This is a genomic window from Paenibacillus sp. 481, assembly GCF_021223605.1.
Classification (GTDB): Bacteria; Bacillota; Bacilli; order Paenibacillales; family Paenibacillaceae; genus Paenibacillus_B.
This window is the reverse complement of record NZ_CP075175.1, coordinates 1,562,804-1,588,202: the sequence shown is the minus strand read 5'-3', so window position 1 is coordinate 1,588,202 and position 25,399 is coordinate 1,562,804. Positions and strand designations below refer to the sequence as shown.

The following is a 25,399-nucleotide window of genomic DNA, read 5'->3' as shown; positions in this document are numbered from 1 at the left end:
TGATGTAGGAGAGATTCGATGCGCAAAGTTTGGAGCAAAGCAGATTGGATAACGTGGGGCGCACTTGTGATAGGGGCCCTCCTTATCGTTGGATTGTTGTGGGTTCGACCATACATTGGAGTGGCGGACAATGGTGATTTTAGCCGAATTATGAAGAGTGCCGGCGTGATGAAGGATGCCTCGTTGTCGTACACGGATCAATATTTTTACTATAGCCATTCGGAGTATCCATATGGTCCTTTTGGGATCGGTTATGCGTCGTCCCAAGTCATAGTCGTTTTTATTGCCGGATTGTTAGGTCGCATTTGGGACAGCTCGGTCTTTCACATGGAAGTGCTAGGCTTCATTTATGCTACACTGATGTTGTTCACCTTGTACATCATCTTAAAGCATGTGTGTGGTGGTAAGCGTTGGTTGCAAATCACGGCTGCGCTATGCCTCTTTATCGTGTTTTTTGATGTCGGTTATATCGCCTATTTCCAGTCCTTTTTCGGCGAACCGCTGTCGATGATTTGCTTGTTGTTATCTACTGCTGCTGCAATCGTGCTCGCTATTCAACAGCAGCCATCGAATCGATGGCTGTGGCTGTTGTTTGTTGCTGCTTTCATCTTGGCGACCTCGAAAATTCAAAATGCGCCTGTGGGCTTTGCTTTTGCACTGTTTGCCTTCCGCTTATATACGAAGCGTGAGGATGTGAGCTGGAAGCGCATCATTATCGCAGGTTCTGTGATAATGCTTGCTACGACAGCTTTTATGTATATGCTTGCTCCAAAAGAGTTAAAGCATATCAATTTATACCAGACGATCTTTTTTGGCATATTAAAAGATTCACCGCACGTGAAACAAGATCTGCAAGAGCTTGGTATTCCCGAAAAGTATGCGGTGTTAGCGGGGACGAACTATTTTCAAACCGATGTTGCCATTAAGCAAAATGCCCCTGAACTGAGAGAGCATGTATATAATCGGTTAGGGCATGTTGATGTGCTAAAGTATTATTTGCGCCATCCCGAGCGTTTTATTGACAAATTGGAGGCTGCGGCGACGCAAGCGATGATGTTGCGCCCTTATTACTTGGGTAATTACGAGCAGAGTTTAGGTAAAGCACGAGGTGAATTGTCGTATACGCACAGTTGGTGGAGTGAACTGAAAAGAAATGATTTTCCGCCAAACTTAATATTCTACGTCGCGTGCTTTGCTATTTATATCGGGGTTATTGTAGGGGAATATTTCCGTAAGCGCTATGCCAAACATTTGCTAGATGTGATGCTGCTTATTAGTTTGATCGGGATGTTTTCTGTTGTCGTGCCATTAGCTGGTGATGGAGAAGCGGATTTAGGTAAACATTTATTTTTGTTTAGTGTAAGCTTTGATATTATGATCATTGGTGCACTGATTTGGATAGTGGCCCAAATGGTACAAGTTAAGCATTCGTTTGGTTGGAGAAAAAAGTAATGGGGTAAGTAGGAATAACACGTTCAGGATTGGAGAGGGATACGATGAGTTTTTTGCAAAAGATTAAAGATGGGGCTTCAATAGCAGCAGAGAAAGCACAGGTAACAGTAGAGGTAACGCGGTTGCATACGAAAGTATCGTCCAAAAAGCGTGAGAAGGAAGAACAGTGCGCACAGATTGGACAATATGTGCTTGAAGCTTTCAAAAAAGGCAGTATTATCATTCAGGATCAAGTGATTATTTCGAAGTGTGAGCAGTTAGTAGGCATAGAAGCTGAGATGAAATCGTTAGAAGAGCAAGTCAGGCAGTTGAAAAAGGAAAAAGATTGTGTGTGCGGCAAAACGATTTCTGTGGATGCTAAGTTTTGTCCGGAGTGCGGTCAACCTGTAAACTAGAGCGCAGCGATAGGAAGATCCCGATTAAGGGGTATGAATAGGTGCAATTCGGCTCGACTTTATGCGAATCATTTTCCGGGAAATAATGTCGAATCGTATGCTGCGATAAATGGAAAAGAGGAGTAATAAAGGAAATGACAACGATGTGGCGGCTGTTCCTAGCGATTCCGTTGGCACCACAAGTCAGCCAACAGCTAAATGATTGGCTGCTTGAACGTACTATCCGTACATGCAGTACAAATAACGAAGACGTATCTTCGCTGCCGTTATTAGCAGCGTTTCGTCGAGATGTGCATCCACAAGATTATCATATTACGGTTCAGTTTCTTGGTGATGTGTTTCCAGCGCGCGCAGCGGAGCTGCAAGCTTCATTAGACGAAGCGGTGACCGGATGCAAGCCGTTTGAGCTTCAGGTGCAGGGGATGGGCAGCTTTGGCAGCCCAGCGGCGCCGCGCATATTATGGGCGGGTGTAGAAGGTCAAACGGAGCAGCTACATCAATTACAGCAGCGAATCGTAGCCGCCACGAGCTTGCTTGGCTTTGCGCCAGAAGAGAGGCCCTATCGACCGCATATTACGCTAGCACGGCAATATACAGGGCAGCATGAAGGCAAGCAGTTAGGTGTCCCTGCTAGCCTATGGAGAGAGTTAGCGGCCCATATGCCATCCTTATCGTGGACGGTCAATGGTGTTGCGCTGTACCGGACCCATTTAGATCGCCGCCCCATGTATGAGGCGGTGCATACAGCCTGTTTTGTGAGCGGCTGATTGAACAAAAAGCTTCGCTCTCCGTTACGAGATGGAAACGGGAGATGCGAAGCTTTTTGTTGTGGTTATTTGGTTTAGCTATCAGGTTTGGCTAAAGATCACACATAAGGTTTCTGCACGAAACGTTATATGATGCAGCTTTGTCTTTGGCTGTTACTTCGTTAGATTGGGCTGAACAGGGGATTTAATCCACGCTTTGCCGTGTGAAGTGTTGATTTTGTACCAGATCGCACCTTTGTTATCCGTGCTTTCGCTCAACACTTTTACGCTCTGTTTGCTTAACGAACCAAGCGCTTTACCGTTGGGAGCTGCAAAGTAGTAGGTGTTACTTGCTACAACAGCCGTTTTAATATGGGCGTTCGGGTCTTTAATCCACGCTTCGCCAATCCATGTATGTACGCGATACCAAGTAGCATTAGAACTGTCTGTTGTTGCTGTATGTACGGGAACGTCTTGCGGTTGTAGCCAACCGAGCAATTTGCCGCCAGGAGCCTCGTGGAAATAAGTTTGCTCATTTAAGGCAAGTGGACTCTTTATAGCGCTAACCGTATTGCTCGTCTGAATGATAGTATTTGTCGTCGTTGTATGGTTTCCCTGATTTGTGTTGGTAGTAGAAGCCGACTGGGCAGAAACGACCACCGTTGCAAATGTACTTAACGCAAGCAGTAATGCTGTTGCTGATAACATTTTTTTCATCGTACTGATCTCCTCTCGATTTGCAAATTTCATTTAATGCTATGTAACCGCTGCTTAAACAGTTTGAAACAACGAAGCTTAAAAATGTAGTCATAAAATTTGGAAGCATAGACTCTAATGTAGCTAATCTACACAATATGTTATAAAATGTTCAGCGTTACATATAACATGAGTATGTGAAGAGCTTGGATGAAATGTCCACAGATGGGCAGTAATATTAACAGCCCCTCGCAGCAAGGGCCACGCATCCAGAAGGGGAGTTGATGTGCCGTGTCACAACCATGGTGGATAGGAATACATTTTGTCATTATGGCAGCACTGCTAGTCGTGCTTTACATAATGCAGCGTAAGCATATTAGCTTTACGAAGCGCGTGTTTACAGGCCTAGGATTGGGGATTGCGTTCGGTGCGCTGCTGCAATGGCTGCACGGAGTAGATTCTAACGTCGTTACCGTGTTGAATGACTGGTTTAATATTGCGGGCAGCGGTTATGTAAAGCTGCTGCAAATGATTGTGATGCCGCTCATCATCGTCTCGATTATTTCAGCAATCATTCATGTGAAATCTAAAGCGGGTGTCGGCAAAATGAGTGCATCCATAATCGGTGTCCTCATTGGCACAACCGCTATTGCCGCCGCAATCGGCATTTTTACATCGCTGGCATTTGATTTATCAGCGGTTGATATTGAGGCGGGCCAGCGTGAAGTAGAGCGAGGCGCCTATTTGGATAACAAAGTAGGCGAAGTGCGCGACTTTACATTGCCGCAGCAAATACTTGAATTTATTCCGAGCAATCCGTTCGCGGATATGACGGGTGAACGTCGGACATCGACGATTGCTGTCGTTATCTTTGCCGCGTTTGTCGGCGTAGCCGCGCTCGGTGTAGCGCGTAAAAAGCCGCAACATGGCGAAATGTTCAAATCGATCATCGATAGCTTGCATGCTGTCGTTATGCGCATGGTTACGATCGTACTGCGCTTGACGCCTTACGGCGTACTCGCCATCATGACGCGTGTCGTCTCTACGACAGCGCCCGCTGAAATTTGGAAGCTCGGCAAATTCGTGCTCGCTTCCTACGTGGCCTTGATCTTGATGTTTATTGTGCATCTGGTTATGCTGGCGATATCCGGAATATCTCCGCTGAAATATTTACAGCGCTCGATGCCTGCACTCGTGTTTGCATTTACGTCTCGCACAAGTGCAGGGTCTATCCCGATAAATGTAGAGACTCAGGTAGCGCGTCTAGGCGTGCCAGAGAGCTTTGCTAACTTTAGCGCGACGTTTGGTGCTTCAATGGGACAGAACGGTTGTGCGGGCATTTATCCGGCAATGCTGGCGGTCATGATCGCACCGACGGTCGGCATTAACCCGTTTGATATCGGCTTTATTTTGCAGCTTATCGCGATCGTGGCTATCAGTTCATTTGGTGTAGCTGGTGTCGGCGGCGGAGCAACATTTGCGGCGTTGATCGTACTGTCTTCGATGAATATGCCTGTCGCATTAGCGGGCTTGCTTATTTCTGTCGAACCGTTGATCGATATGGGACGTACAGCTTTAAATGTGAACGGATCAATGACAGCTGGCGTGCTTTCTTCCCGTTGGTTAGGCCAGTGGGATAAGAAGAAATTTTTGCGCAACGAACAATCAGCAACAGAAGCATAAGCTTAAGCGAATAGAATGATTTTAAGAGGAAAAGGACACTGTTACGGTTATGTATGACATAGCCTAGCAGTCGTCCTTTTTTTGTTTCATTTTGAAGCCAATATTTAGAAAAAAATATTCAAAATCCTGTATATAAAATGGTTTGATTTACCGATATACAATATATAAACTTCGAAGGCCGAAGCCATGCTCATACCTCAAGGTAAGAAACTCTCTCATACAAGGAGATGTCAAATGAAGCACGCAGATGAGAACATACAGGCCGCACTTCATGTAGCGGAACAATCACAGTATCCGAAAGACATTTTAGCTGGCCCCGTTAGAGTGGGGAATCAATACATCGAGTTTGCGCCGCAACTCTTTTTCAAGGATACATTATCGGTCTATATCCCAACTGAGTTTGAAGATATGCCCGAACATTTAAGAAAGCTTAAATATCCCTATGAGCAGCGCCCGCAGATCATTAAGAGCGACGGGTCTGGAAGTATCAATTTTACATTTAATTGGATTGATCAAGATTTGCAGGAGCAGTGGGTCAAACAAATGACGGATGGGATGAAATCGATTATTCAAAAGGCTAACCCATCTAATGTCTTTTTCTCAGAAGGTATCGAGGTTGTGGATAACAAGCAAATCGGATTTTTCGATTTTAAGAGCCCAGCTTTAGACGGATTTATTTATCATGTGATGTACTTTTTTGAGTTGGAAGGCAAGACGATTATGGGCACCTTTAACTGCCTTTACATTGACCATAAGCAGTGGCGGGATTTCGCGTTTCAAGTGATGCGTACGATTAAGGTTGTACAAGAGGATGAGAAGGGGGTGTAAGGATGAGCCAAGCGGTTTATACGTATACGAACGTGTTTGTGGCTCCATACCAATTTGAGACGATTACGGATTTGAAATTAACGAAACAAACGAACGAGCATGCGAAGCTGACGATTAGCGGAATTGTACCTGAGTCTAAGCTGGATCAGTATGTAGTGCGAGCGAATGAACAGGAGCATATCGAACTATTTGTGCAAGACGAAGATAACAAGATTGTATTATTTCAAGGCATCGTTACCAGCATAGCGGTACAAGCTGTACGGAACGTGAGAAGCATAACGATTGAAGCTCGCAGTTCCAGCTATTTGATGGATATTAAGCGAGAGAGTCGTACTTTTCAAAATAAACAGTTAGCTTATACGGAGTTATTTTCTACAATTGGACAATCGTATCCGCAATACGATGTTATTGATGAGGCCTCGCAAGGCAAGAGTATTGGTGGACTCCTTGTTCAATATAAGGAAACGGATTGGCAATTCGCCAAGCGATTGGCGTCGCATTTTAACGCTCCGCTCGTGCCGAACACGACACTGCGCGGGGTTAAGTATGTCGTAGGAGTTCCGGAGTCGAGTGAGCCTCAGCGGCTGGAAGAGTTTAATTATACGATCAAAAAAGATTTAAATGAGTATAGGCTGAAGTCTAGCAGCGATATGCAGGACATTTACGAGCAGAACATGATTAGTTATGAGGTGACGAGCAACAAAATTGTCCAGCTGTGCAGTCCAGTTATCTTCCAGCAGCGGACGTTGTACGTATATCGTGTTGAGACGAGCATCGCCAACGGTGTGCTTATTAACAAGTACACGTTGCGTGATAAAAAGGGATTGAGTTCCCAGAAGTTATATAACAACGGTCTGTCGGGCATTTCGCTCTTTGGCAAAATATTAGACGTGTCAAAAGATAGAGTTAAGGTACAGCTGCATATAGACGGGCAGCAGTCTAAGTCTAAGGCAATTTGGTTCCCATACTCCACGGTGTTTTCTTCTCCAGATGGAACCGGTTGGTATTGTATGCCGGAGACGGGTGATGAAATTCGCGTTTATTTCCCAGATGAACGAGAAGAGAATGCATTTGCAGCCAGTTCCGTAGATACGGACGCGCCTGATCCTGAACGACGCAGCGACCCATCTGTCAAAAGTATAAGCACCAAATACGGCAAGCAAATTGTGTTTAAGCCAGGGGCCATTGAAATTATCGGGAGCGGCAAACTGTTGATGCGCCTTACCGATGAAGGTGGTATCGAAATTAATAGCGACAAAAAGATTGTGTTATCGGCAGTAGAAGACATTGAAATCAATGGCGGGGCCAAAGTGTTAATTCAAGGCGAAGAGGGCGTTGATCTCAAACAAGCCAATGCGAGCCTTAACATTTTGGAGCAGGTCCAACTTAGTGGCGCCAAGGTCAATATTGAATGAGTCAGCTTATAAGCAAGCAAGAGGCGTTACAGCATTTTTATGAAACCTATGTACGTGACCAATGGCAGTATGATTTTGTGGTCATTAATGAGCGCTACAGCGAGCAGCGGGAGAGCATTGAACACGGATTAATATCGGCCTTTCATGACTTATGTATGCAAGCTTACGAGCAGCAGGAGCAAGGAATCAAAGGGGATATTCACTATATGTATATTTCCTTTTTGCGGACCAGCATGATGCAGCAGTCGTCTACTTATCGATTTGATGCTTATGATGAACAATGGTTTTTAGACCGAACTGAGTGCTCGAAGATGTGGCAGGCTGATTTTATATTTGATCCTCTTTTTCGCACAATCGATCATTTGGAACGAAAAAAAGGTGACTATGCCCGCAAAGTCACGTCGATGGATATTGAGCATATGGTACAGCTTGAAGCGCTCAAGTATCACGTGTTAGTGGTTGAATTTATGAAAAGCATGGTTCCTGCATTGCTGAATTGTAAAGGATTTCAACAGATGGCGAAGTCTACTCAGCTGAAGTTATTTGTTGGTGAATACCGAGATCAGTGCGAGCTGTTGCATGAATACAACGAAAGTCTCGAAGGTGCTGACCATGGTTATGAATGAACGTCATAACAGAGCTGATGGAGCGGATCACGGATGATGGATTACTTTTTACTTAAACAAGACCGACGATATACGAATGTTCCCGTGTTGCAAGAAGTAAGACAGAAGCTCGATTCACGCCATATTAACCGTTTGAATGCCCACAGCATCGCGGATACGTTGATGTTCTATGTTAAAGCAGAAGCAGACAGCAGCTATTTAGACTTGTTCGATCAACAACTCTTTCTAATGTCTGATCAACTGAAACGAGTTGTTGAATTGTATGCACCAGATACGATATTTAAACTTACTCCCCTTGTCGATCACGTCCATCATAAGCAGCACAATTATGTTCTCCCTATCTTTGAAGAAGTAGATGCGCTAAGCCCAAGTTGTGAATTTAATACGGATAAAAGCGTAATTAAAAAGCTTATTTTGCTTGGAGATGCCTTGCAAGGTAAGAAGATTGTATCGATCAAGGGAAGTTCACAGCGGCTCGTAGTCGTTCGGCTAGACGTTGCAGAGAGCATTTTGCGGCGGAGTTTGGTAGGCATTCAGCTTGAGAAGGTAGCGATTGAACAAATGCGGAGTTCTTATTTTTAAAAATCGTGGTTAGAAAGGAGGAGGGGAGATGTCGGATGTACATCAATACGTGGTCAGAGGAGCGTCCATGAAATGTGATTGCGGCAGTCACCGAAGAAAAATTAACTTGCCAACTAGCCACGGTTCCTATGTGAATGGGCAACCGATGATGAATGAAAGTGATTGCAAGCCAGTGGACAACATCTCTCACTTTGGGATTTGTACGGGTGCAAAAAATCAAAGCGGAGCTGTAATTTACTTAATTGCGGAGGAAACTGGGGCAACGATATCCGGTAAGCCATGCCTCCCTGCGATTTTGAGCAATTGGATGAAAGTGAAGGAAAATGCCAAGGTCGAACAAAAGGCGGCGCTGACGACGCAATCAGAGCTGCTGTGTGAGCTAGGTGGGTTGATCACTTTCCTAAGCAATGGGCAGGATGGCAAGTAATCGAAGCGGAGGCGGACATGGATGGGGATAATCGGATTTGATTATTTAAGAGCTGCTTCGCCGTACGGAATTAAACGCATCGAAGATATACGAATGGAATGGCGGGCTAACGAACATGGGCGGCTCTATTTACGAGGAATCGTAGAAGATACAGCAAAGGTGAATGCTGCGCTGCAAGCTACAGCGGACGATGTTATTCGGGTATATGAGAGTGGTAGGGAGTCTGAAAAGACTCTATTCGAAGGAATTGTGACGTCGGTCGAAATGAGCCATCTGAACGGTGTGTATACGATTGAGGTGGAGGCTGCATCGGCGAGTTTTCAATTGGATGTGAAAAGGAAGAAGCGCTCATTTCAGGATACGAATATGACTTATTCTGCACTGATTCGCGAGATCATTAAGACGTACCCAGGTTATGATGTGATCGAAAGTGTCGGTGATGGGGTTAAGCTTGGAGCGCCGCTGTTCCAATATAGCGAGACGGATTGGGCGTTTGTGAAGCGATTGGCGAGCCATTTTAGCAGCGTTGTGGTGTGTGATATATTAGAAGCAAAGCCGCGTTTTTATTTTGGTTTGCCGCAAGGAAAGAGCTATACGCTGTCTGATGAGACGCCGTATGTGGCAGCCAAGAATTTGCTTGCCTTTCAACAGGCGGGCGGGAGCGCAGCAGGGCTGCATGATACTGATTTTTTTACTTACGAAATTGAAAGTGGAGAACGGTACCTGATCGGTGATGAGATTCAGTTTCGTGGGCTGAGGATGGTTGTTAGCGAAGTAAGGGCACGGATGGATCGTGGGCAGTTTATTTATACGTACTTGCTGTCACGTCGGGAAGGTGTGCGTCAAGCGATTATACATAACGATAAGCTGGCTGGAGTGTCGCTTGAGGGCGAAGTGCTGGATGTGAAGGGGCAGCAGGTCAAGCTCCACTTGGAGTTTGATCAGGAGCAGTCCAAGTCGACTGCGTATTGGTTCCCGTTTGCGCCGCCGACGGGAAATGTGATGTACAGTATGCCGCAGGTAGGAACGAATGCGAGCTTGTATGTGCCGGATGCAACGGGGAAGCGGGCAATTGTGATAGGCTGCGTGCGCAAAAATGGCGGAAGCTGTGCGAAGACGAGTGATCCGAATATTCGTTATTTTGGCACGGAGCATGGTAGCGAGCTGGAGCTGTCGCCCACCGCGATCAACGTGGTGAGCGGGAGTAAGGAGCCGTTAAGCGTTAGCTTTGATGACAAGGTTGGGGTGACACTTACCAGCCACAAGAAGCTGACGCTCAATGCGGATGGTGAGATCTCGCTGTATACGCCTAAACGGGTAGTGGTGAGTGCGCAGAGCCAGATTTTTGTGAAGAAGCGCAATGTGCCTAGCGGGTTTGCGATTGAAAGTGAGTTCCATTTCCTCGGGGAAAATGTGTTGCTGGAAGGTCAGGATCGCACGACATTCCCACCGTACAACGATGAGCCGAAGAAGGGTGAGCCGCCACCGCCGCCGGATCCGGAGCCGCCATTTAGTTGGGGGAAGCTGGCGATGAACGTGTTGGGCGGCCTTGCTGTAGTCGCTGTTGTGGTGGCAGCGGCGGCCTTGACGGTAGCGACGTTGGGCGCTGGGGCGGTTGTGATTGGAGCGGTCGTTGCAGGGGCTGCTATCGGCGGAACGGCGGCTGTTGCGAGTGTCGCTGTCTCGGATGTGATGCGCGGCGAGGTGAGCGATTTCGGCGCCTATGCGGGAGCGGCGGCGCGAGAATCGGTGATAGGCGCGGTGTCGGGCGCGATATTTGGGCCGCTCGGTTCGATGGCGACTGTCGGAGGCAAGATGGGGCTTGGCGGTCTAACGAATGGCGTGGAAAGCGTGATCCGCCAGACGTTAGAAGGGAATGGATTCAGCTTCAAGACAGTACTCATTGATACTGGAATCGGTATGTTGACCGGAGGTCTCGTTGACCCAGTGCTGGGCAAGACGATTGATAAGGTGTCGCCATGGTTGGAAAATGGCGTGAAGAATGTTAAGAAGCAGCTTAATCTCAACCAAAATGGAGGACGGCTTGTTCCTGCGCATGCTGGCGGTGGACAGGGGTACGTTAATTTCTCCAAGATGGATGATGAAATACCTGTTCCTACTGGTGGTCGAGGCAGTGGTGGGAGTAATCCTTCGAAAGTAGATGATGTTGCTGAGGGGATGGGTAAAAGTAATCTAGATAATTTTACATCAGAGGAAATTCAGAAACTTAAAAACCATGTTATTGAAGAGGCACAGATGTTGAAAGATATTGGTCTTACTAATAAGCAACTTGGTCCGGCAGTTGCAGGAGCATACGATAGAACTACTGGTAAGATTTACACGGCGATTAATGATGTTGAAGGCAAATTACCAAAAGAATTACACCCTCATATTGAAAAACGAATTATTGACATGCCGGATGATGTTTATGATTCATATAGTCTGTATACTCATGGCGCAGGGTCTCACGCTGAAGTATATGCGGCTAATAAAGCATTATTGGATAATCAAAATGCGACTCTTGATGATATACTAATATACGTTATTAAGCCAGGAGGCACAACAAAGCCTGTAACCGATATTCCGTTTCATACGTGTCCGCACTGTAATTATATTTTAAAAGGCTTTCCTATACTATCTGATTTGAAAAAGTAGGTAATATTGAGAGGCGGTTATCAAAATGGGTAATGTTGATATTTTACCTATAGAATTTGTACTATCTAATGGCATAGAGTTCACTGGGGACGTTTGTTATTCTGGGGTTTATGGGCAAGAAGTTTTTAATAAACCTTTAGAAGAAGGGGGAATACCTATATCAGGTATACTCTATGAAAGGTATAAAAGTGGTAATTTGGCATATTATGCGCATTACAAAAATGGTATGTCTGATGGAGAAAATGTGAATTATTATGAAAGTGGTAAAGTTGCGAGTTCTCAACAAATGAGCAATGGGGTCATATCAGGAAAAAAAATCACTTGGTTTGAAAATGGTAACATAAAATCAAAAGAAGAATATAAGTATGGATTTTGCATAACACACAGACAGTGGAGTGAAGCAGGAGAATTAGTCATCGAAAAAACAGAACCTAGTGAATTTGATAAAAAAATGATCGAAAAGTATAATAAACGGGCTGAAAAGTCAGAGGGAAAATAATAATACTAGGGGTTAACAATGCTTTTTGAAAGGATCAGTGAATATTAACTTGAATGAGGCTCGAAAATCGGATTAAATTTCTAGATGGGGTACTATATAAAGATGGGCGCCCTTCGCCCATCTTTATAATTAGCTAAGAAACTTCTAGCTGAGTGACAAGTTTTTTTTCACGATCTGATCTGCCTGTGGAGTCGTTTCAGGTAACCGATATTTCGGTGACAATCGGAGTATCCACTCGCAGGCAGTTTTTAGAGAAACTCGATGACCGATTGAAACAAAGATGGGTTTAATGTTCTTCTGCGTTCGTAATACATTTCCAATGATTTCGTTGTTATCAACTAATGGTGACAGATCTCCTCTATTTTGATCAGGTTCAGTAAAATTACCCAACAGCTTCATTTTTTCACACCCAATTGTAGGAATATCAAAAAGGACCCCTAAATGATAGGCTAATCCAAACCGTCTAGGGTGGGCAAGCCCATGTCCATCGCAAACGACTAGCTGAGGAGTAGTCTTTATTTTTTCAAATGCCTTAATAATTGGAGGAAGTTCTCTAAATGAGAACAATCCTGGGATATAGGGGAATTGAACTGTATCTTTAATAACAATTGACTCTACTAATTCCAATGAATCTGATTCTAAAATAACAATTGCTGCTATTAATTTATTATTACTTTTGCTATAAGCAACATCTACTCCGGCAACATAGCGAATTTGATCCGAAAAATCTTTTTTATAATTTTTTGGATAATTCCTGCTGTATTTTAATGGCTTCCATTTCACACAAATTCCATTTATGCACATTTGTTTTCATTTCAATTCCTCCGAGTTTCAAATAAGCAACAGATCTATTTTAACAAATTTCCGTTTTCTATAGAGGGGATGGGTAATTCTTCAAAGATACCTAGATCAGGATCAGAATGGGATGAGTATTTCCGTTCAAAATATGGTGATGACAATGTGGACTGGAAAACGAGCTCTGAATACAAGCTATATGGTGATAAGCATATTCCTTATACACCTAAAATTAGACCAAATTCTAAAATTACTAAACCATCGTTATCTAAGGGGGGGGAAGCGGAAGGGGATTATGCCAAGATCCCACCGAAAGGTGATAGAGGATTAGAAAGACAAAATGAATCTGCTATTGTACTTGCAGAACAAGGGTATCGTACTATAATGCTTGATGAACTTCCAAACGGAAATGGTTTTGGTGGAAATGGCTATGGTATTGATCCTAAAAAAAGCCCAGATTTTATTATAGAGGGACAAGTATTTGATTGTTATGCTCCTGATTCAATTATTCTAAAAAATACTCTTGACATGCTTAGAGAAAAAACTACAAAGCAAGCTAGAAGAATAGTGTTAAATTTAAATGACTATCCTGTTGAGAAAAGGACGGAGCTTATTGATCATTTAATAAGTCAGACACACAAGGATTTAAAACATTTAAATGAACTATTAGTCATTGAAGGTCGTCAAGTAACTAGAGCGTACTGGAGGTATGAGTAATATGGATTTTAGGCTATCTATTGGTTTTGATTTACCTAGAGAATCCTTGAGAAAGTTGCTTTATGATATGATATGTGAAGTATTATTTGTAGAATTAATTGATGATGAGGCAGAAGTGCGAGATAGGTCTGATAATCGAGAAGTGAGTATTGGTTGCACTTATTTTTCAATGAGTATTGATTTAGATGGTGAGGATGAATATTTGGAGCGTTTTCGAGAAATGAATTTTGAAGCGTATGGTGTGACTACAAATGTTCTTATTAGTATTCAATTTATAACAAGCACTTTTGATATTGGTTGGTTAAAAATGTTGGAGTTAATTGGTAAAATATTGCGAATGAACAATTTGGATTTGGTTATTGAAGATCATACCTCGTATCCACTATTGAAAAGAATTAAAGGGCGTTTAATTATTAATAGTAATTTAGATTATCGGGCATGGTATCTGGCAAAAGAAAATCTAGCACTATTGAATTATCCATATGAAGAGGAGGATTTTTTAAAAGATAGTGAAGAAGAAAAGTGAAGGTTTTTCCAAATTTCTTGAGTCCTATCAATAATCTTATTAACCACGCCACAATGCGAGCTAACCGCCCGTGTTGTGGCCTTTTTTCTCTGATATAGATGACGGGAGTTGATGAAGCAGACCCGACCCAGTGCCGAACGAACTCATCATTCCAGAAACGACATACTTAACCCAAGTAATATCCGTATAAAGATTTCGTCATTTTGGTTGTACGCACATGAAGCTTGAATTTTATACACTATTTAACATAATAATACAAAAGAAACAGGTCGATTATAGTTAGATACCACCATGATTGCCCTGTTTCTGTTATATTCGTTTTTTCACGGATTTTTCAAAATCTTCCTCAATCGAAGAATGGGACGCCTCAATAGGAAAAGTGAAGGGATAATTCCGCAACTCAAAAGTAAGACGAGGAGGAATTTTTGAGAATATAAAGGCTTCCTAGTCATTAATATAGCTCATGACATACGGAGAAGTAGAGGGTTAATCAAGCAGTCAGACATTATATTAACTCCAGAAGCAAGTCCTCCTCGAATATATGGAAAGAGCCGCAACATTGTACCATAACGGCATCACTCAATTTATTCTACCTTCTGGTGGTACGATCCCTCATGTAGAAAGAACCGAATGGGAGTTTCTTAAAAATGTCGGGTAGCGTTAGGAGTACCTTCAGAATCATTACTTAAAGAAGAGAAAGCAACTAATACCTTTGAAAATGCACGTTTCTCCTCGGAAGTGTTACAGCAACAAGGAATTTACCCGAAAATGGTTGTTTTAGTTCATTCAAATGATTAAGCTAACGGATAACAGTAGGTTCAAGTAATCGATGAGACGAAGAGGGGGAAACCGTAATGAAGACGATAAAGTGCATGATGGGCCACCTGTACTGGGCGGACGGACGCATTTTGGACGCGCTCGAGGAGAGTGAGACGAAGAACAAGGAGCTTTTGAAGCTGGTTCGGCACGTCGCGGTCGCGGAACGAGTCTGGCTGTCCCGATTGCAGGGCAAGGGCAGCGCGCAATATTCGTTGTGGGAGGAAGCGGAAGACCTGACGGCGATTCGGACCATGTTCGAAGAAAACGCTGAGCAATATCGCGTCTATATTGAAGGGCTAGAGGAATCCGAGTTGGACGAAATGATCGATTATGCGAGCCAGAGCGGGGTTCCATTCCGAACGTCCGTCCGGGACATCCTGTTGCAGGTCCTCTTACATGGGCAATATCACCGGGGACAGATCAACCGAGCACTTCGGATCGAATCGGCAGAGCCTGCCCAAGTCGATTACATCACGTTCACGAGGCTCTAACAGGGCCATAATAATCATCATTACTCGGAATGGGATTTAACGGGTACGATAGACGCCAACTAGGACTTAAGTTGGCACTGAAATATCTTGCCGCACAAGAAATGGAAAAGGAAACTCAGGATAAACTTAGGCGAACTCTAATAGCGATTGGAGCAAAATCAGCTGCTACAAAAGCCGCCACGGCTTTAGCAGAACTGTTACCGAATACTTCGGCATTTAATATTCCACACTTAACTCAAGGGCAAACATGCTAGTAAAATGGGAGTGACTTTAGAAAGCGATAAAGTAAGATTAAAGATCCCGGCTAATTTAGAAGATTTCGAACTTCAGGCTGATAAATTAGCAGACGATGATGTTCTATAAATGATAAGAACCTACACTGCCTTATTTAGGATCAAAAAGAGCCCATTCCCTTATAAATTGGACAAATAATTTGCTTCCAAATACGGTTATGGGCTTATTTGTTTTTCATAAGTACTACACTACATAAGGCTTAAAAAATCTTGTAGTGGCAGAGATTGAAATAGATGACGCTCGTGCTCTGAAGGTTTTTGAGAGTACAAAGAGGTAAGATTTCAAGAGATCGAGGAAATGCTGAATTAGCTAAAGAGCTGAAATATTAAAGGAGTGAGAGTATGGAATTTGATATCCATGAGATCCTCGGTTATTATGATACTAAATTACGAGACTATAATTACTTTGAATTGATTGAACTTGGTATTAGTCATGAAAATGCTGATTTTATGGTTAGTATTGGAGTGCCAGAGAAATATGATAATTTTGTATTCTATGACGAAAATGCTTTTCAAAAAACATTTATTGAAGGTGAACGATTTATTATTATCGGTCATTATGCAGATTACGGTGGGCGTAAATCAAAAGATTTGTACTTAAAAGAAGGTAGCGATGGTTTTTTCACTACTTCTTCCCTTCATGCCCCCCAAATTTATATGTTTAATAAAAACTTGAGAACATTTTTTTTGTTCGATTTAATTAAAAATGAAGTGGCCACGAAAATGAGAAAAGAAGGTGAATTTAATTCATATAAATATGCGATTGAGCTACGTGGGTTATTTGAACAAATTGATCCCGAAGCGATGAAAGACGTTGAAGGATATTGGTCACATCTAATCGAAGACTATGAAACCGGATTATGAAACTGGGTGAGAAAGTAAGCTCCATTCACATCCACACGAACCAGCATGACGTTGACGTTTCAACCGCAATCATTTAGGGTAAATCATAATGATTGCAACAATAACTGTAACTACGCGAAATGGGCAACCATTTCTACGAGGCAACAACCAACTAACGCTAAAAGAGAATATTATAAATCATGTTGCGCACCCAAAACGGCTGCTGTCCATAAGCAATGGATGGCGTAGCCGTTTTCTGCTTGTATACTACAACACTTTTTAGTCCAGAAGCGAACGAATGAATGATAGGGCTTTAAAGGAATGTTTTTACAAAAAAATATGTCGAAGCATGTTCATTTTCGGTATAGTTAGAGTAGCGGTATAGTTTGGCTTGTGTCGTACATAAGAGGAGGAGCAGCTGATGAACGTACTTATTGTCGATGATAACCCAACCAACGTCATGCTCGTTCGTGAAATTTTACGCAAGGCTGGATACACAGGCATTTCAACAGCTTCGTCTGCTCGCGAAATGTATCGCATATTAGGTATGGAAGAACCGACTGGCCCATTGGCCGTTCCTGAAATAGACATTATTTTGTTAGATATGATGATGCCCGAAATCGATGGTCTTGAGGCGTGTCGCACCGTGCAGCAATATGCGGAGTTAAAAGATATCCCGATCATTATGGTAACCGCGGTGGGAGATTCCCATCTGTTAGCGCAGGCGCTGGATGCGGGTGCTGTTGACTATGTGACGAAGCCAATCAATAAAATTGAGTTAATGGCGCGGATTCGGGTGGCGCTGCGCTTGAAGCAGGAGAAAGATTGGCACAAAGAACGTGATCGGCTTATTCGTGAAGAGTTAAGATTGGCTGGAAAAGTACAGTCCTCCGTACTGACGGAACCGTATCAGGACGAGCGGATTAACATTCATGCCTTGTATCAACCGTCGGATGAATTGGCGGGGGATTTATACGCATGGTTTCCGTTAGGGGAGGGGCGATACGGTATCATCATTATCGATATGATGGGACATGGCGTTTCCTCTGCGCTGCTATGCATGTTTATCGCTTCCGTGCTGCGCGATACCGTTGTGCAGAAAAAAGAGCCTGATGAACTGCTGCGCCTGTTAAACACGAAGTTCAATCAGCTGCATATGAACGGGAATTTGATGCTGTATTACATGACAGCTCTTTACGCGATTGTAGATACCCGCGCTCATACGATCCATTATGCCAATGCGGGCCATCCACCAGGCATCGTCCATATGGAAGATGGCAGCATCGTGACGTTGGATTCGACGGGGTATCCGGTCGGCATGTTTTCAGAACTAGACATTGAGGCGCGGATAATTTCAATGACGCCAAATGCGAAAATGGTGCTGTTTACAGATGGTTTACTGGAATCATGCAGTGAAGATATTGACGAAGCAAAAGATTATATCGTCCATTTGCTTCAATCCGAGCAATCGCTAGCTGCACCTGCTTGGAAAGAGCTATTTAAAATAGCAGACGAAGAAACGCGTGAAGATGATAAATGTATCATCTGGATTGATATGAATAGCACAGCGGATTCAAATGGTGAGTAGACTTGGAACAAAGGAAGGGGGGGACAAGCCTTGAATTTGCGTACGAAGCTTGTGATCGGCTTTACGAGCTTTCTTGTCATTTTATCATCACTTGGCTGGATGTCGTATTCTCGAATTAGCAATTTGAAAAGTGAATTAGATACGTTCTATTATGAACGCTACAATATGGTCAAATATGCGCTGATAGCACGAGACGATGCGAATAGTATCGCACGAGAGCTCGTCAATGAGCTGCTGAATGAGACGCATGTGCAGGACAGTACGGTTGAAACGATTCGCGTATACAAAGAACGGATTGTTAGTTCACTCGATTTGCTGGAAAGTGGTATCCAAACGCCACAAGAAAGACAGCTTGTAGAACGGGTGCAACGTGCTTGGACGACATACGATCAGTTTATACAAGAAGCGATACGACTTGCGAAGCAGAGCCAGACCGAACAAGCGAACAAACTGCGCAATTCAATCGGTCTGGACAGGCAAAAAGAAGTACTCGAAAGCACACGGAGCCTTGCTTCCCACCATGAGCTCATTATGGACAACCAGCTCCAACAGTCGAATAAGGCATACGCAGAAGCCGTTACAATGACGATTACGGTTATGATTGCTGGTTTCGTTGTGGCGATTGGCGTTATGCTCTGGGTGATCCCGAGTGTGACACGGAACCTGAACAAAATGTCACTCATGATTCAGAGCTTGGCGCGTGGCCGCCTGCGCAGAGTCCGCAGCATTCAGCCATATGCACGTGATGAAATTGGCGAAGTTATCGAAGTGTTTAAGACGATGGCTGAAGATATTGAGCAGCGCAAAAGGGCGGAACAGCAATACGCCCGCACGCAGAAAGAGCAAGCTTGGATTAACAGCAGCACAGCTAAAATGACAGAGCTGCTTACGGACATTACGAACTTGCAGCAAGTCGGTCAAATGTTTGTGAGCGAATTTGTGCCGATCTTAGGCGCTCAATATGGAGCCCTCTATTTACGCGATGATTTGAAAAATCCGAACCTGTTTCATTTGTTCGGAACATACGCAGGTACGGATCTCTTGGCAGCCGAGCGTTCTTTTGCCGTCGGAGAAGGGCTAGTCGGTCAATGTGCGGCCGACGCACGTCCGATCATTATCGATGAGCTGAACGATAGCTCGCTTCGAATTGATTCCGGGTTGTGTCATTCACAACCCGTTCAGCTTGTATTGTACCCCGTTACATTTGAGAAGCGGGTAATCGGTGTGCTTGAATTGGCGAGCATCAAGCCGCTTGGCGAAGTCCCAATGCGTCTGCTGGAGCAGCTTATGTTAAGTTTGGGTGTGATCGTGCATACGATTTCAGAACGTTTGCGTATCGAAGATTTGCTAAGAGATTCACAGGCACTAACAGAAGAGCTGCAATGTCAGTCTGAAGAATTATTGTCGCAGCAAGAAGAACTGCGCCGCTCAAACGAGCATTTAGAATTGCAAACCGATAGACTCAAGCATTCCGAAGAAACGTTGCAGCGTCAGCAGGAAGAGCTAGAGCATTACAATACCGAACTTATCGCCAAAACACGGGCGTTGGAAGAGCAAATGTCGGCGTCAAATGATAAAAACGATGAGCTAGAGCGTACGCGTACGGAGTTGGAGCGCCAAGCGTTGCAATTGGCACTTGCCTCTAAGTATAAGTCGGAGTTTTTGGCGAATATGTCTCATGAGCTACGTACTCCGTTGAACAGCTTGCTCGTCTTGTCACAGCTCCTTGCCGAGAACAAGGAAGACAACTTGCTGCCGAAGCAAATGGAATACGCGCGTACGATTCACATGTCGGGCACCGATTTGCTGAAAATGATTGATGAAGTGTTGGACTTGTCCCAGATGGATGCAGGCAAAATGCGCTTAAACGAGGAACAGCTTCATCTGAGCGAGTTCACTTCTTTTATGAGGGATAGCTTCGCCCAGATCGCGTCGCAAAAAGGATTGTCGTTTGACGTCCATATTGAAGACGGTTTGCCATCGTATATGTATATAGATGGCTACCGTGTCAAACAAGTCGTCCGCAACTTGCTATCCAACGCGTTCAAATTCACAAGCAGCGGGCACGTTGAGCTGCGTGTAGAAACGGCGCAAACGGATGAGCTACCTTTATTTATGCTTAGCACAGGACGAAACTACATTGCCCTGCGCGTTGCGGATACAGGAATCGGCATCCCTGACGATAAACAGGAGTTAATCTTTGAGGCGTTTCAGCAGTTGGACGGCACCACAAGCCGCAAATACGGTGGAGCAGGCCTAGGCTTATCCATTAGCCGTGAGCTAGCTCGCATCTTGGGTGGTGCCCTACTCGTGCGCAGCGAAGAAAACGTGGGCAGTACGTTCACGTTTATCATTCCGCAGCATACCGAAACGCCTAGCAAAGAAGCGATGTCTGGTGCCATACATTCGACAGCTTTAGATGCAACAGTGATGGACACCATAGCTTCGGGATTAACTGCTTCAGAGACAGCAGCCTTAGTATCTGCTGCATCTGCGAAAATTGCTTTTCTGGAACATGGATCGGAGCAGGTGCAGGAGCAAGGGTTCGGGCAAAATTACACGTTCGGACAGGAGCAGCCACAGGCGCAAGTGCAAATAGAAGGGCTAGGGTACGGACAAACATACACGCATGACCATAAGGAAAAGCCAGCATCAAGCAATCAGCAAATGGAACAGCTGGCTCAACAGCTAACGCAGCAGCGTGAAGTAGCTGCCGCACAATCACAACTGTATCAACGCCATTGGCCATTTGAACGGAAGCAGTTGCTAATCGTGGAAGACGACGGGCCGCAGCTGAAATCGTTAATGGCGCTCATCGAAGGTGTGAACGTGAAAGTATCAGCTGTTACAACTGGAACCGAAGCACTCGCTCAGTTGGAACAGCAGTGCTTTGACGGGATGGTTCTTGACCTGACTTTGCCGGATATGAGCGGATTCGAGCTGCTTGAGCACATAAGCAAGCTCAAGCAGCACCAGACCATGCCGATCATTATTTACACAGGTAGAGTACTAAATGCGAAACAAGAGACCGAGCTACGCCAACGTGTGCAAAGTATCATCATTAAGGATGTGAAGTCGCCAGAGCGGTTGTTGCAAGAAACGATGCTTCTTTTAAGCAAAATGAAAGCCGAACGTGCAGCAGAGGAGCAGCCCCACATCGCCGTCAAAGATGATCACCTGTCAGGCAAACGTATTTTACTCGTCGATGATGATGTTCGTAACGTATACACGCTTTCCAGCGTGTTAGAACAATATGATATGAATGTCACTTACGCAGAAAATGGGGCGGAGGCGCTACAATTGCTGGAGCAGGAGCAGCACTATGATCTCATCCTGATGGATATGATGATGCCAGAGATGGATGGCTATGAGGCCATGCGCCGTATTCGCAGTAGCAGCGCCCCGAACATGGCCACGCTCCCGATTATCGCTTTAACCGCCAAGGCAATGAAGGAAGACCGTGATAAGTGCATTGAAGCTGGCGCATCGGACTATGTAAGCAAGCCGTTTGAAACCGAGCAACTGCTGTCCTTGATGAGAGTGTGGTTGTATCGATGAGTAGCAATGAGCGAATATATCAAGAAACCGATCGTGAACGGATCGAGATTGAACTGTTGCTAGAAGGGGTATATCGTATATATGGATACGATTTTCGTGACTATGCCTACTCTTCGCTTAAGCGAAGAGTGTGGCATCAAGTATATGCTGAGCAGCTAGTTACAATATCCGAACTACAAGGCAAAGTGTTGTATGATAGAGCCTGTTTTCAACGGCTTATTAATGCGTTTTCGATTCCGGTTACGGAAATGTTTCGTGATCCGACTATGTTCAAGATGTTTCGCAGTGAAGTGATTCCGCTACTGCGAACTTATCCATACATTCGTATTTGGCATGCAGGATGCTCCACAGGTGAAGAAGTGTACTCGATGGCGATCATGCTGCAAGAAGAAGGACTATATGAGAAAACGCGATTGTATGCGACGGACATCAATGACCGCGTGCTCAAACAAGCGAAGGACGGCATTTATTCACTCGAGAAAATGAAGCTGTTTACGACAAATTACTTAGCAGCCGGCGGCACGCGTTCCTTCTCGGAATATTATGTTGCTACGCAAGACGGGGTGCAATTTCATCCCGATTTACGTAAGAACGTTATTTTTGCTGAACATAACTTAGCGGCTGATCACTCATTTAATGAATTCAACGTCATTTTATGTCGCAACGTCATGATTTACTTTAACGAGCCGTTACGCAATCGTGTTCATGACCTGTTCTACGAAAGCTTGGCACCATTAGGGATACTTGTACTAGGGTCCAAGGAATCCATGCATTTTACACCACGAAAAGCGCAGTATGAAGAAATGGATCGTAACGAAAAAATGTATCGAAAAATTCGCTAAGGGGAGGGGCGCCGATGCCTACTTTGGAACCGATAAACATCCTGCTCGTTGATGATAGACCGGAAAACTTGTTGGCGCTTGAAGCGGTTCTATCTGATGAGCATTATCGTCTCGTAAAGGCGACATCAGGAGAAGAAGCGCTGCGGCACTTAATGAGGGAGGAGTTCGCGGTCATCGTGCTGGACGTGCAAATGCCGGGAATGGACGGTATCGAAACCGCCAAGTGGGTTAAAGCACGTGAAAAAACAAAGAACATTCCGATTATTTTTGTGTCGGCGAACTATAAAGAGACCGAGCATCTGTTTGCGGGCTATTCAGCTGGCGGCGTCGATTACATGGTTAAGCCGTTCGTGCCGCACATTTTGAAGTCGAAAATTCAAAGCTACGTCGGCATGTTTCTGGCGCAAAAGCGGCTGCAAGCCCAAAAAATGCTGCTCCATCAAAAAACGCAGGAACTGGAGCGAATGAATCGTGAGCTGGCTTCCGCTAAAGAAACAGCAGAGCGGGCTGCGATGGCACGGACACAGTTTCTCGCGATGATGAGTCACGAAATTCGCACGCCGATGAACGGTGTGCTCGGGATGGTAGATTTACTGTGCGATACGGAGCTGGAGCCGGAGCAGCAAAGCTATGCCGAAATGATTCGCAAGAGCGCGGATGCACTTATTAAGACGATTAATAACATTCTTGATTTTACAAAAATGGAATCAGGCAAGGTCGAAATGGAAGAGTATCCGTTCGAGCCGCAAGCGCTTATCAATGAAGTGTTTGAGTTGTTTACAGCAGAAGCGAGCAAGCGGGATTTGACCTTATCGTACGAGGTCGATACAGAGCTACCGACTTATTTGTACGGAGATATGATTCGTTTGCGGCAAGTTCTTATTAATTTAGTCGGTAACGCCGTTAAGTTTACGGATACGGGCAATGTGCGTGTACACGTCTCACTGCTAGCTGGCCATGATCATTCGGAAATGGACAAGCATGCTGAATCACAACCTTATCGGGTGCAATTTGAAGTAGAGGATACGGGAATTGGCGTACCTGTAGAGAAGATGGAAGGTCTGTTTATGCCATTTTCACAATTGGATTCCTCTATGAATCGACGCTACGGTGGAACTGGACTAGGACTAGCGATATGCAAATCGATCGTCCAAATGATGAGTGGAGATATTGAAGCGATTCCTAGTGAGCAAGGCGCTCATTTTCGCTTTTGGGTCCAACTAAGACATTATGAAGACGAATTGAAAAATATTGTTTAACGTTGAACGATTCAGGGTAAGAAAAAGTGAGGATGGGTTTACCTTTTTTAAGACGAAAAATGGGAGAGGTCGTTATGAGCAATAGATTTTCAGTGACCATGCACAAGACAGAGAATCATGTAGTTATAGGCTTGCAAGGAGACTTGGACTTGGCTGCGGCAGGTGAATTTAGAGCACATATGGAGCCGATTGTAAATGATTCGACCATTGAGTTAACGTTAGATTTAGAGCGATTGACGTATATAGACAGCACGGGCATAGGAATTCTTATTTCGATATTAAAAGTAAGACATGGCATGCAATCACCTTTTCACATTATAAATGTGCCGCAATACGTACAGAAACTTTTTAAAATGACAGGGATTTCGAAGTTTTTAACACCTACGGCGTAACCGCTATAACATACTTTTGAAAATGAGATACGAAAGGGATAGGAATATGAACGATGGGAAGCAAATTGAGCAAGTGAAGTTGACCTTGCCAGCACAAGCCGAATATGTCGACTTGGTACGATTGACGTTATATGGTATTGCTAGTCGAATTGGCTTTACGTATGAAGAGATAGAAGATATGAAGGTTGCGGTGTCGGAAGCGTGTAACAATAGCGTTTTGTATGCCTATAATCGTCATGACGGCATGGTCGAAATCGTATTTGATATAGGCGAGCACGAGCTTAGTTTGACTGTTATTGATGAGGGTGAGAGCTTCGATGCGAACAACAAGCCGAATGGTGTTCAAGGCTGGCATCATAAACAATTGGATGAGGTACAAGCTGGGGGATTAGGATTTTATTTAATGCAAGCGTTAATGGATGAGGTGGAAATTAGTAGTACAGCGGGTCAAGGGACTGTTGTCAAAATGAAGAAGCGTAAACTATTTAGCGGGGAGCTTCTATGAATGTAGGTTCAATGAATGCTGATGATCCGAATGTACTAATTTTCCAGTATCAAGAAACAGGCGATAATGAAATTGCCACAATCCTCATCCAAAAGTATGAACCGATGGTCAAAATGGCTGCCGGAAAAATTTCTCGTAACCGCCCGGATCTGTTCGAAGATTTGCAGCAGGTCGGTAATATGGCCCTTATCCGACTGTTACAGCAGTTTGACGGCTCACTTGGTATCCCGTTTGAAGCGTATGCAATGAAGAGCATTATTGGGCATATGAAAAACTTTTTGCGTGATAAATCGTGGTACATCCAAGTTCCGCGGCGAATTAAAGAAAAAGGCGCACTTATCCAGCAAACGATTGACGAGTTGACGATGGAACTAGAACGCTCGCCAAATGTGGATGAAATTGCTGCACGCTTAGAATTGTCGGTCGAGGAAACGGTCGAGGTGCTCGCTGGTCGCGAATGCTACCATTACGTTTCACTCGATACACCCCTTTCCCAAGAGGAGAGCGCCGCAACTTTAGGAGAGTTGATTAGTACCGAAGCGGACGATTATGATGCCGTTGAGCGTAAAATGGATTTGCTTGAAGCGATGCAGGAGCTGCAAGTGGAAGAACGCGAAGTGCTTACGCTCGTCTATGACGAAGGATTGTCGCAGCGGGCAGCGGCTGAGCGGATGGGCGTGTCTCAGATGAGTGTATCGCGTATCCAGCGGCGAGCTACGGATAAGTTGAAGCACATATTATCGATGCAAGTGCCAGAATCGGAATGA

The 25,399-nt window shown here is 44.5% G+C and carries 23 protein-coding genes and 3 pseudogenes; 24 read left to right on the top strand and 2 right to left on the bottom strand.

What is annotated here, in order from left to right; all coding sequences use genetic code 11:
• The first annotated feature begins 18 nt into the window (after positions 1-18).
• From wsfD to thpR, 3 genes are all read left to right on the top strand, one after another.
• Entirely contained in the window at positions 19-1,452 is a 1,434-nt protein-coding gene (gene wsfD / locus KIK04_RS06895; RefSeq protein WP_232277542.1) for a glycan biosynthesis hexose transferase WsfD, read from the top strand.
• A 44-nt stretch (positions 1,453-1,496) separates the two neighbouring features.
• Positions 1,497-1,847, top strand: coding sequence for a zinc-ribbon domain-containing protein (locus KIK04_RS06890; RefSeq protein ID WP_232277541.1), 351 nt, complete (start codon positions 1,497-1,499; stop codon positions 1,845-1,847).
• Positions 1,848-1,981: 134 nt separating this feature from the next.
• Entirely contained in the window at positions 1,982-2,614 is a 633-nt protein-coding gene (gene thpR, locus KIK04_RS06885; protein ID WP_232277540.1) for an RNA 2',3'-cyclic phosphodiesterase, read from the top strand.
• Positions 2,615-2,767: 153 nt separating this feature from the next.
• On the opposite strand, the gene KIK04_RS06880 is transcribed toward thpR, so the two are convergent.
• Positions 2,768-3,310: a hypothetical protein gene (locus KIK04_RS06880; protein WP_232277539.1), complete on the bottom strand. Its 543-nt coding sequence runs from the start codon at positions 3,308-3,310 to the stop codon at positions 2,768-2,770.
• A gap of 309 nt (positions 3,311-3,619) precedes the next feature.
• On the opposite strand from KIK04_RS06880, the gene KIK04_RS06875 reads away from it, so the two are divergent.
• The 8 genes from KIK04_RS06875 (at position 3,620) to KIK04_RS06840 (ending at position 12,004) form a co-directional block, all read left to right on the top strand.
• Complete coding sequence (locus KIK04_RS06875) at positions 3,620-4,972, top strand: L-cystine transporter (RefSeq protein ID WP_232278633.1); 1,353 nt, start codon at positions 3,620-3,622, stop codon at positions 4,970-4,972.
• Between the two features lie 234 nt (positions 4,973-5,206).
• On the top strand, positions 5,207-5,800 hold the full coding sequence (locus KIK04_RS06870; protein WP_232277538.1) for a hypothetical protein: 594 nt from the start codon (positions 5,207-5,209) through the stop codon (positions 5,798-5,800).
• Positions 5,801-5,802: 2 nt separating this feature from the next.
• Complete coding sequence (locus KIK04_RS06865) at positions 5,803-7,215, top strand: contractile injection system protein, VgrG/Pvc8 family (protein ID WP_232277537.1); 1,413 nt, start codon at positions 5,803-5,805, stop codon at positions 7,213-7,215.
• A complete protein-coding gene (locus tag KIK04_RS06860) occupies positions 7,212-7,841 on the top strand; it encodes a hypothetical protein (RefSeq protein WP_232277536.1) in 630 nt (209 codons plus the stop codon). Before KIK04_RS06865 ends, KIK04_RS06860 begins: the two co-directional genes overlap by 4 nt.
• 33 nt (positions 7,842-7,874) lie before the next feature.
• Positions 7,875-8,423, top strand: coding sequence for a hypothetical protein (locus tag KIK04_RS06855; RefSeq protein ID WP_232277535.1), 549 nt, complete (start codon positions 7,875-7,877; stop codon positions 8,421-8,423).
• Positions 8,424-8,451: 28 nt separating this feature from the next.
• Positions 8,452-8,850 carry a DUF4280 domain-containing protein gene (locus tag KIK04_RS06850; protein WP_232277534.1) on the top strand — a complete coding sequence of 133 codons (399 nt, stop codon included), beginning with the start codon at positions 8,452-8,454 and terminating at the stop codon, positions 8,848-8,850.
• A 21-nt stretch (positions 8,851-8,871) separates the two neighbouring features.
• A complete protein-coding gene (locus KIK04_RS06845; RefSeq protein ID WP_232277533.1) occupies positions 8,872-11,505 on the top strand; it encodes a YwqJ-related putative deaminase in 2,634 nt (877 codons plus the stop codon).
• A 25-nt stretch (positions 11,506-11,530) separates the two neighbouring features.
• The gene (locus KIK04_RS06840; RefSeq protein WP_232277532.1) at positions 11,531-12,004 is read left to right on the top strand and encodes a toxin-antitoxin system YwqK family antitoxin; all 474 of its coding nucleotides are present in this window, start codon (positions 11,531-11,533) and stop codon (positions 12,002-12,004) included.
• 144 nt (positions 12,005-12,148) lie between these two features.
• Here KIK04_RS06840 and nfi read toward each other — a convergent pair.
• A pseudogene (nfi, locus tag KIK04_RS06835) lies at positions 12,149-12,818 on the bottom strand (deoxyribonuclease V).
• Positions 12,819-12,886: 68 nt separating this feature from the next.
• Here nfi and KIK04_RS06830 point away from each other — a divergent pair.
• The 13 genes and pseudogenes from KIK04_RS06830 (at position 12,887) to KIK04_RS06775 (ending at position 25,399) form a co-directional block, all read left to right on the top strand.
• Entirely contained in the window at positions 12,887-13,516 is a 630-nt protein-coding gene (locus KIK04_RS06830; RefSeq protein ID WP_232277531.1) for a CdiA C-terminal domain-containing protein, read from the top strand.
• A 1-nt stretch (position 13,517) separates the two neighbouring features.
• Positions 13,518-14,042 carry a hypothetical protein gene (locus tag KIK04_RS06825; RefSeq protein WP_232277530.1) on the top strand — a complete coding sequence of 175 codons (525 nt, stop codon included), beginning with the start codon at positions 13,518-13,520 and terminating at the stop codon, positions 14,040-14,042.
• 666 nt (positions 14,043-14,708) lie between these two features.
• Positions 14,709-14,840 (top strand): annotated as a pseudogene (locus KIK04_RS24395) (YdcF family protein); the annotation flags it as partial.
• A gap of 56 nt (positions 14,841-14,896) precedes the next feature.
• Positions 14,897-15,352 carry a DinB family protein gene (locus KIK04_RS06820; RefSeq protein ID WP_232277529.1) on the top strand — a complete coding sequence of 152 codons (456 nt, stop codon included), beginning with the start codon at positions 14,897-14,899 and terminating at the stop codon, positions 15,350-15,352.
• Between the two features lie 71 nt (positions 15,353-15,423).
• A complete protein-coding gene (locus KIK04_RS06815) occupies positions 15,424-15,606 on the top strand; it encodes a hypothetical protein (RefSeq protein ID WP_232277528.1) in 183 nt (60 codons plus the stop codon).
• 381 nt (positions 15,607-15,987) lie between these two features.
• Entirely contained in the window at positions 15,988-16,509 is a 522-nt protein-coding gene (locus tag KIK04_RS06810) for a hypothetical protein (protein WP_232277527.1), read from the top strand.
• A gap of 400 nt (positions 16,510-16,909) precedes the next feature.
• Positions 16,910-18,076, top strand: coding sequence for a SpoIIE family protein phosphatase (locus KIK04_RS06805; RefSeq protein ID WP_232277526.1), 1,167 nt, complete (start codon positions 16,910-16,912; stop codon positions 18,074-18,076).
• A 30-nt stretch (positions 18,077-18,106) separates the two neighbouring features.
• On the top strand, positions 18,107-21,634 hold the full coding sequence (locus tag KIK04_RS06800) for a response regulator (protein WP_232277525.1): 3,528 nt from the start codon (positions 18,107-18,109) through the stop codon (positions 21,632-21,634).
• Positions 21,631-22,476: a CheR family methyltransferase gene (locus tag KIK04_RS06795; protein ID WP_232277524.1), complete on the top strand. Its 846-nt coding sequence runs from the start codon at positions 21,631-21,633 to the stop codon at positions 22,474-22,476. The genes KIK04_RS06800 and KIK04_RS06795 overlap by 4 nt, the downstream gene beginning before the upstream one ends.
• Positions 22,477-22,490: 14 nt before the next feature.
• Positions 22,491-23,699: pseudogene (locus KIK04_RS06790) on the top strand (ATP-binding protein); the annotation flags it as partial.
• A 110-nt stretch (positions 23,700-23,809) separates the two neighbouring features.
• The gene (locus KIK04_RS06785) at positions 23,810-24,127 is read left to right on the top strand and encodes an STAS domain-containing protein (RefSeq protein WP_232277522.1); all 318 of its coding nucleotides are present in this window, start codon (positions 23,810-23,812) and stop codon (positions 24,125-24,127) included.
• Between the two features lie 46 nt (positions 24,128-24,173).
• Positions 24,174-24,632 carry an anti-sigma B factor RsbW gene (rsbW, locus tag KIK04_RS06780; protein WP_232277521.1) on the top strand — a complete coding sequence of 153 codons (459 nt, stop codon included), beginning with the start codon at positions 24,174-24,176 and terminating at the stop codon, positions 24,630-24,632.
• Positions 24,629-25,399: a sigma-70 family RNA polymerase sigma factor gene (locus KIK04_RS06775; protein WP_232277520.1), complete on the top strand. Its 771-nt coding sequence runs from the start codon at positions 24,629-24,631 to the stop codon at positions 25,397-25,399. Before rsbW ends, KIK04_RS06775 begins: the two co-directional genes overlap by 4 nt.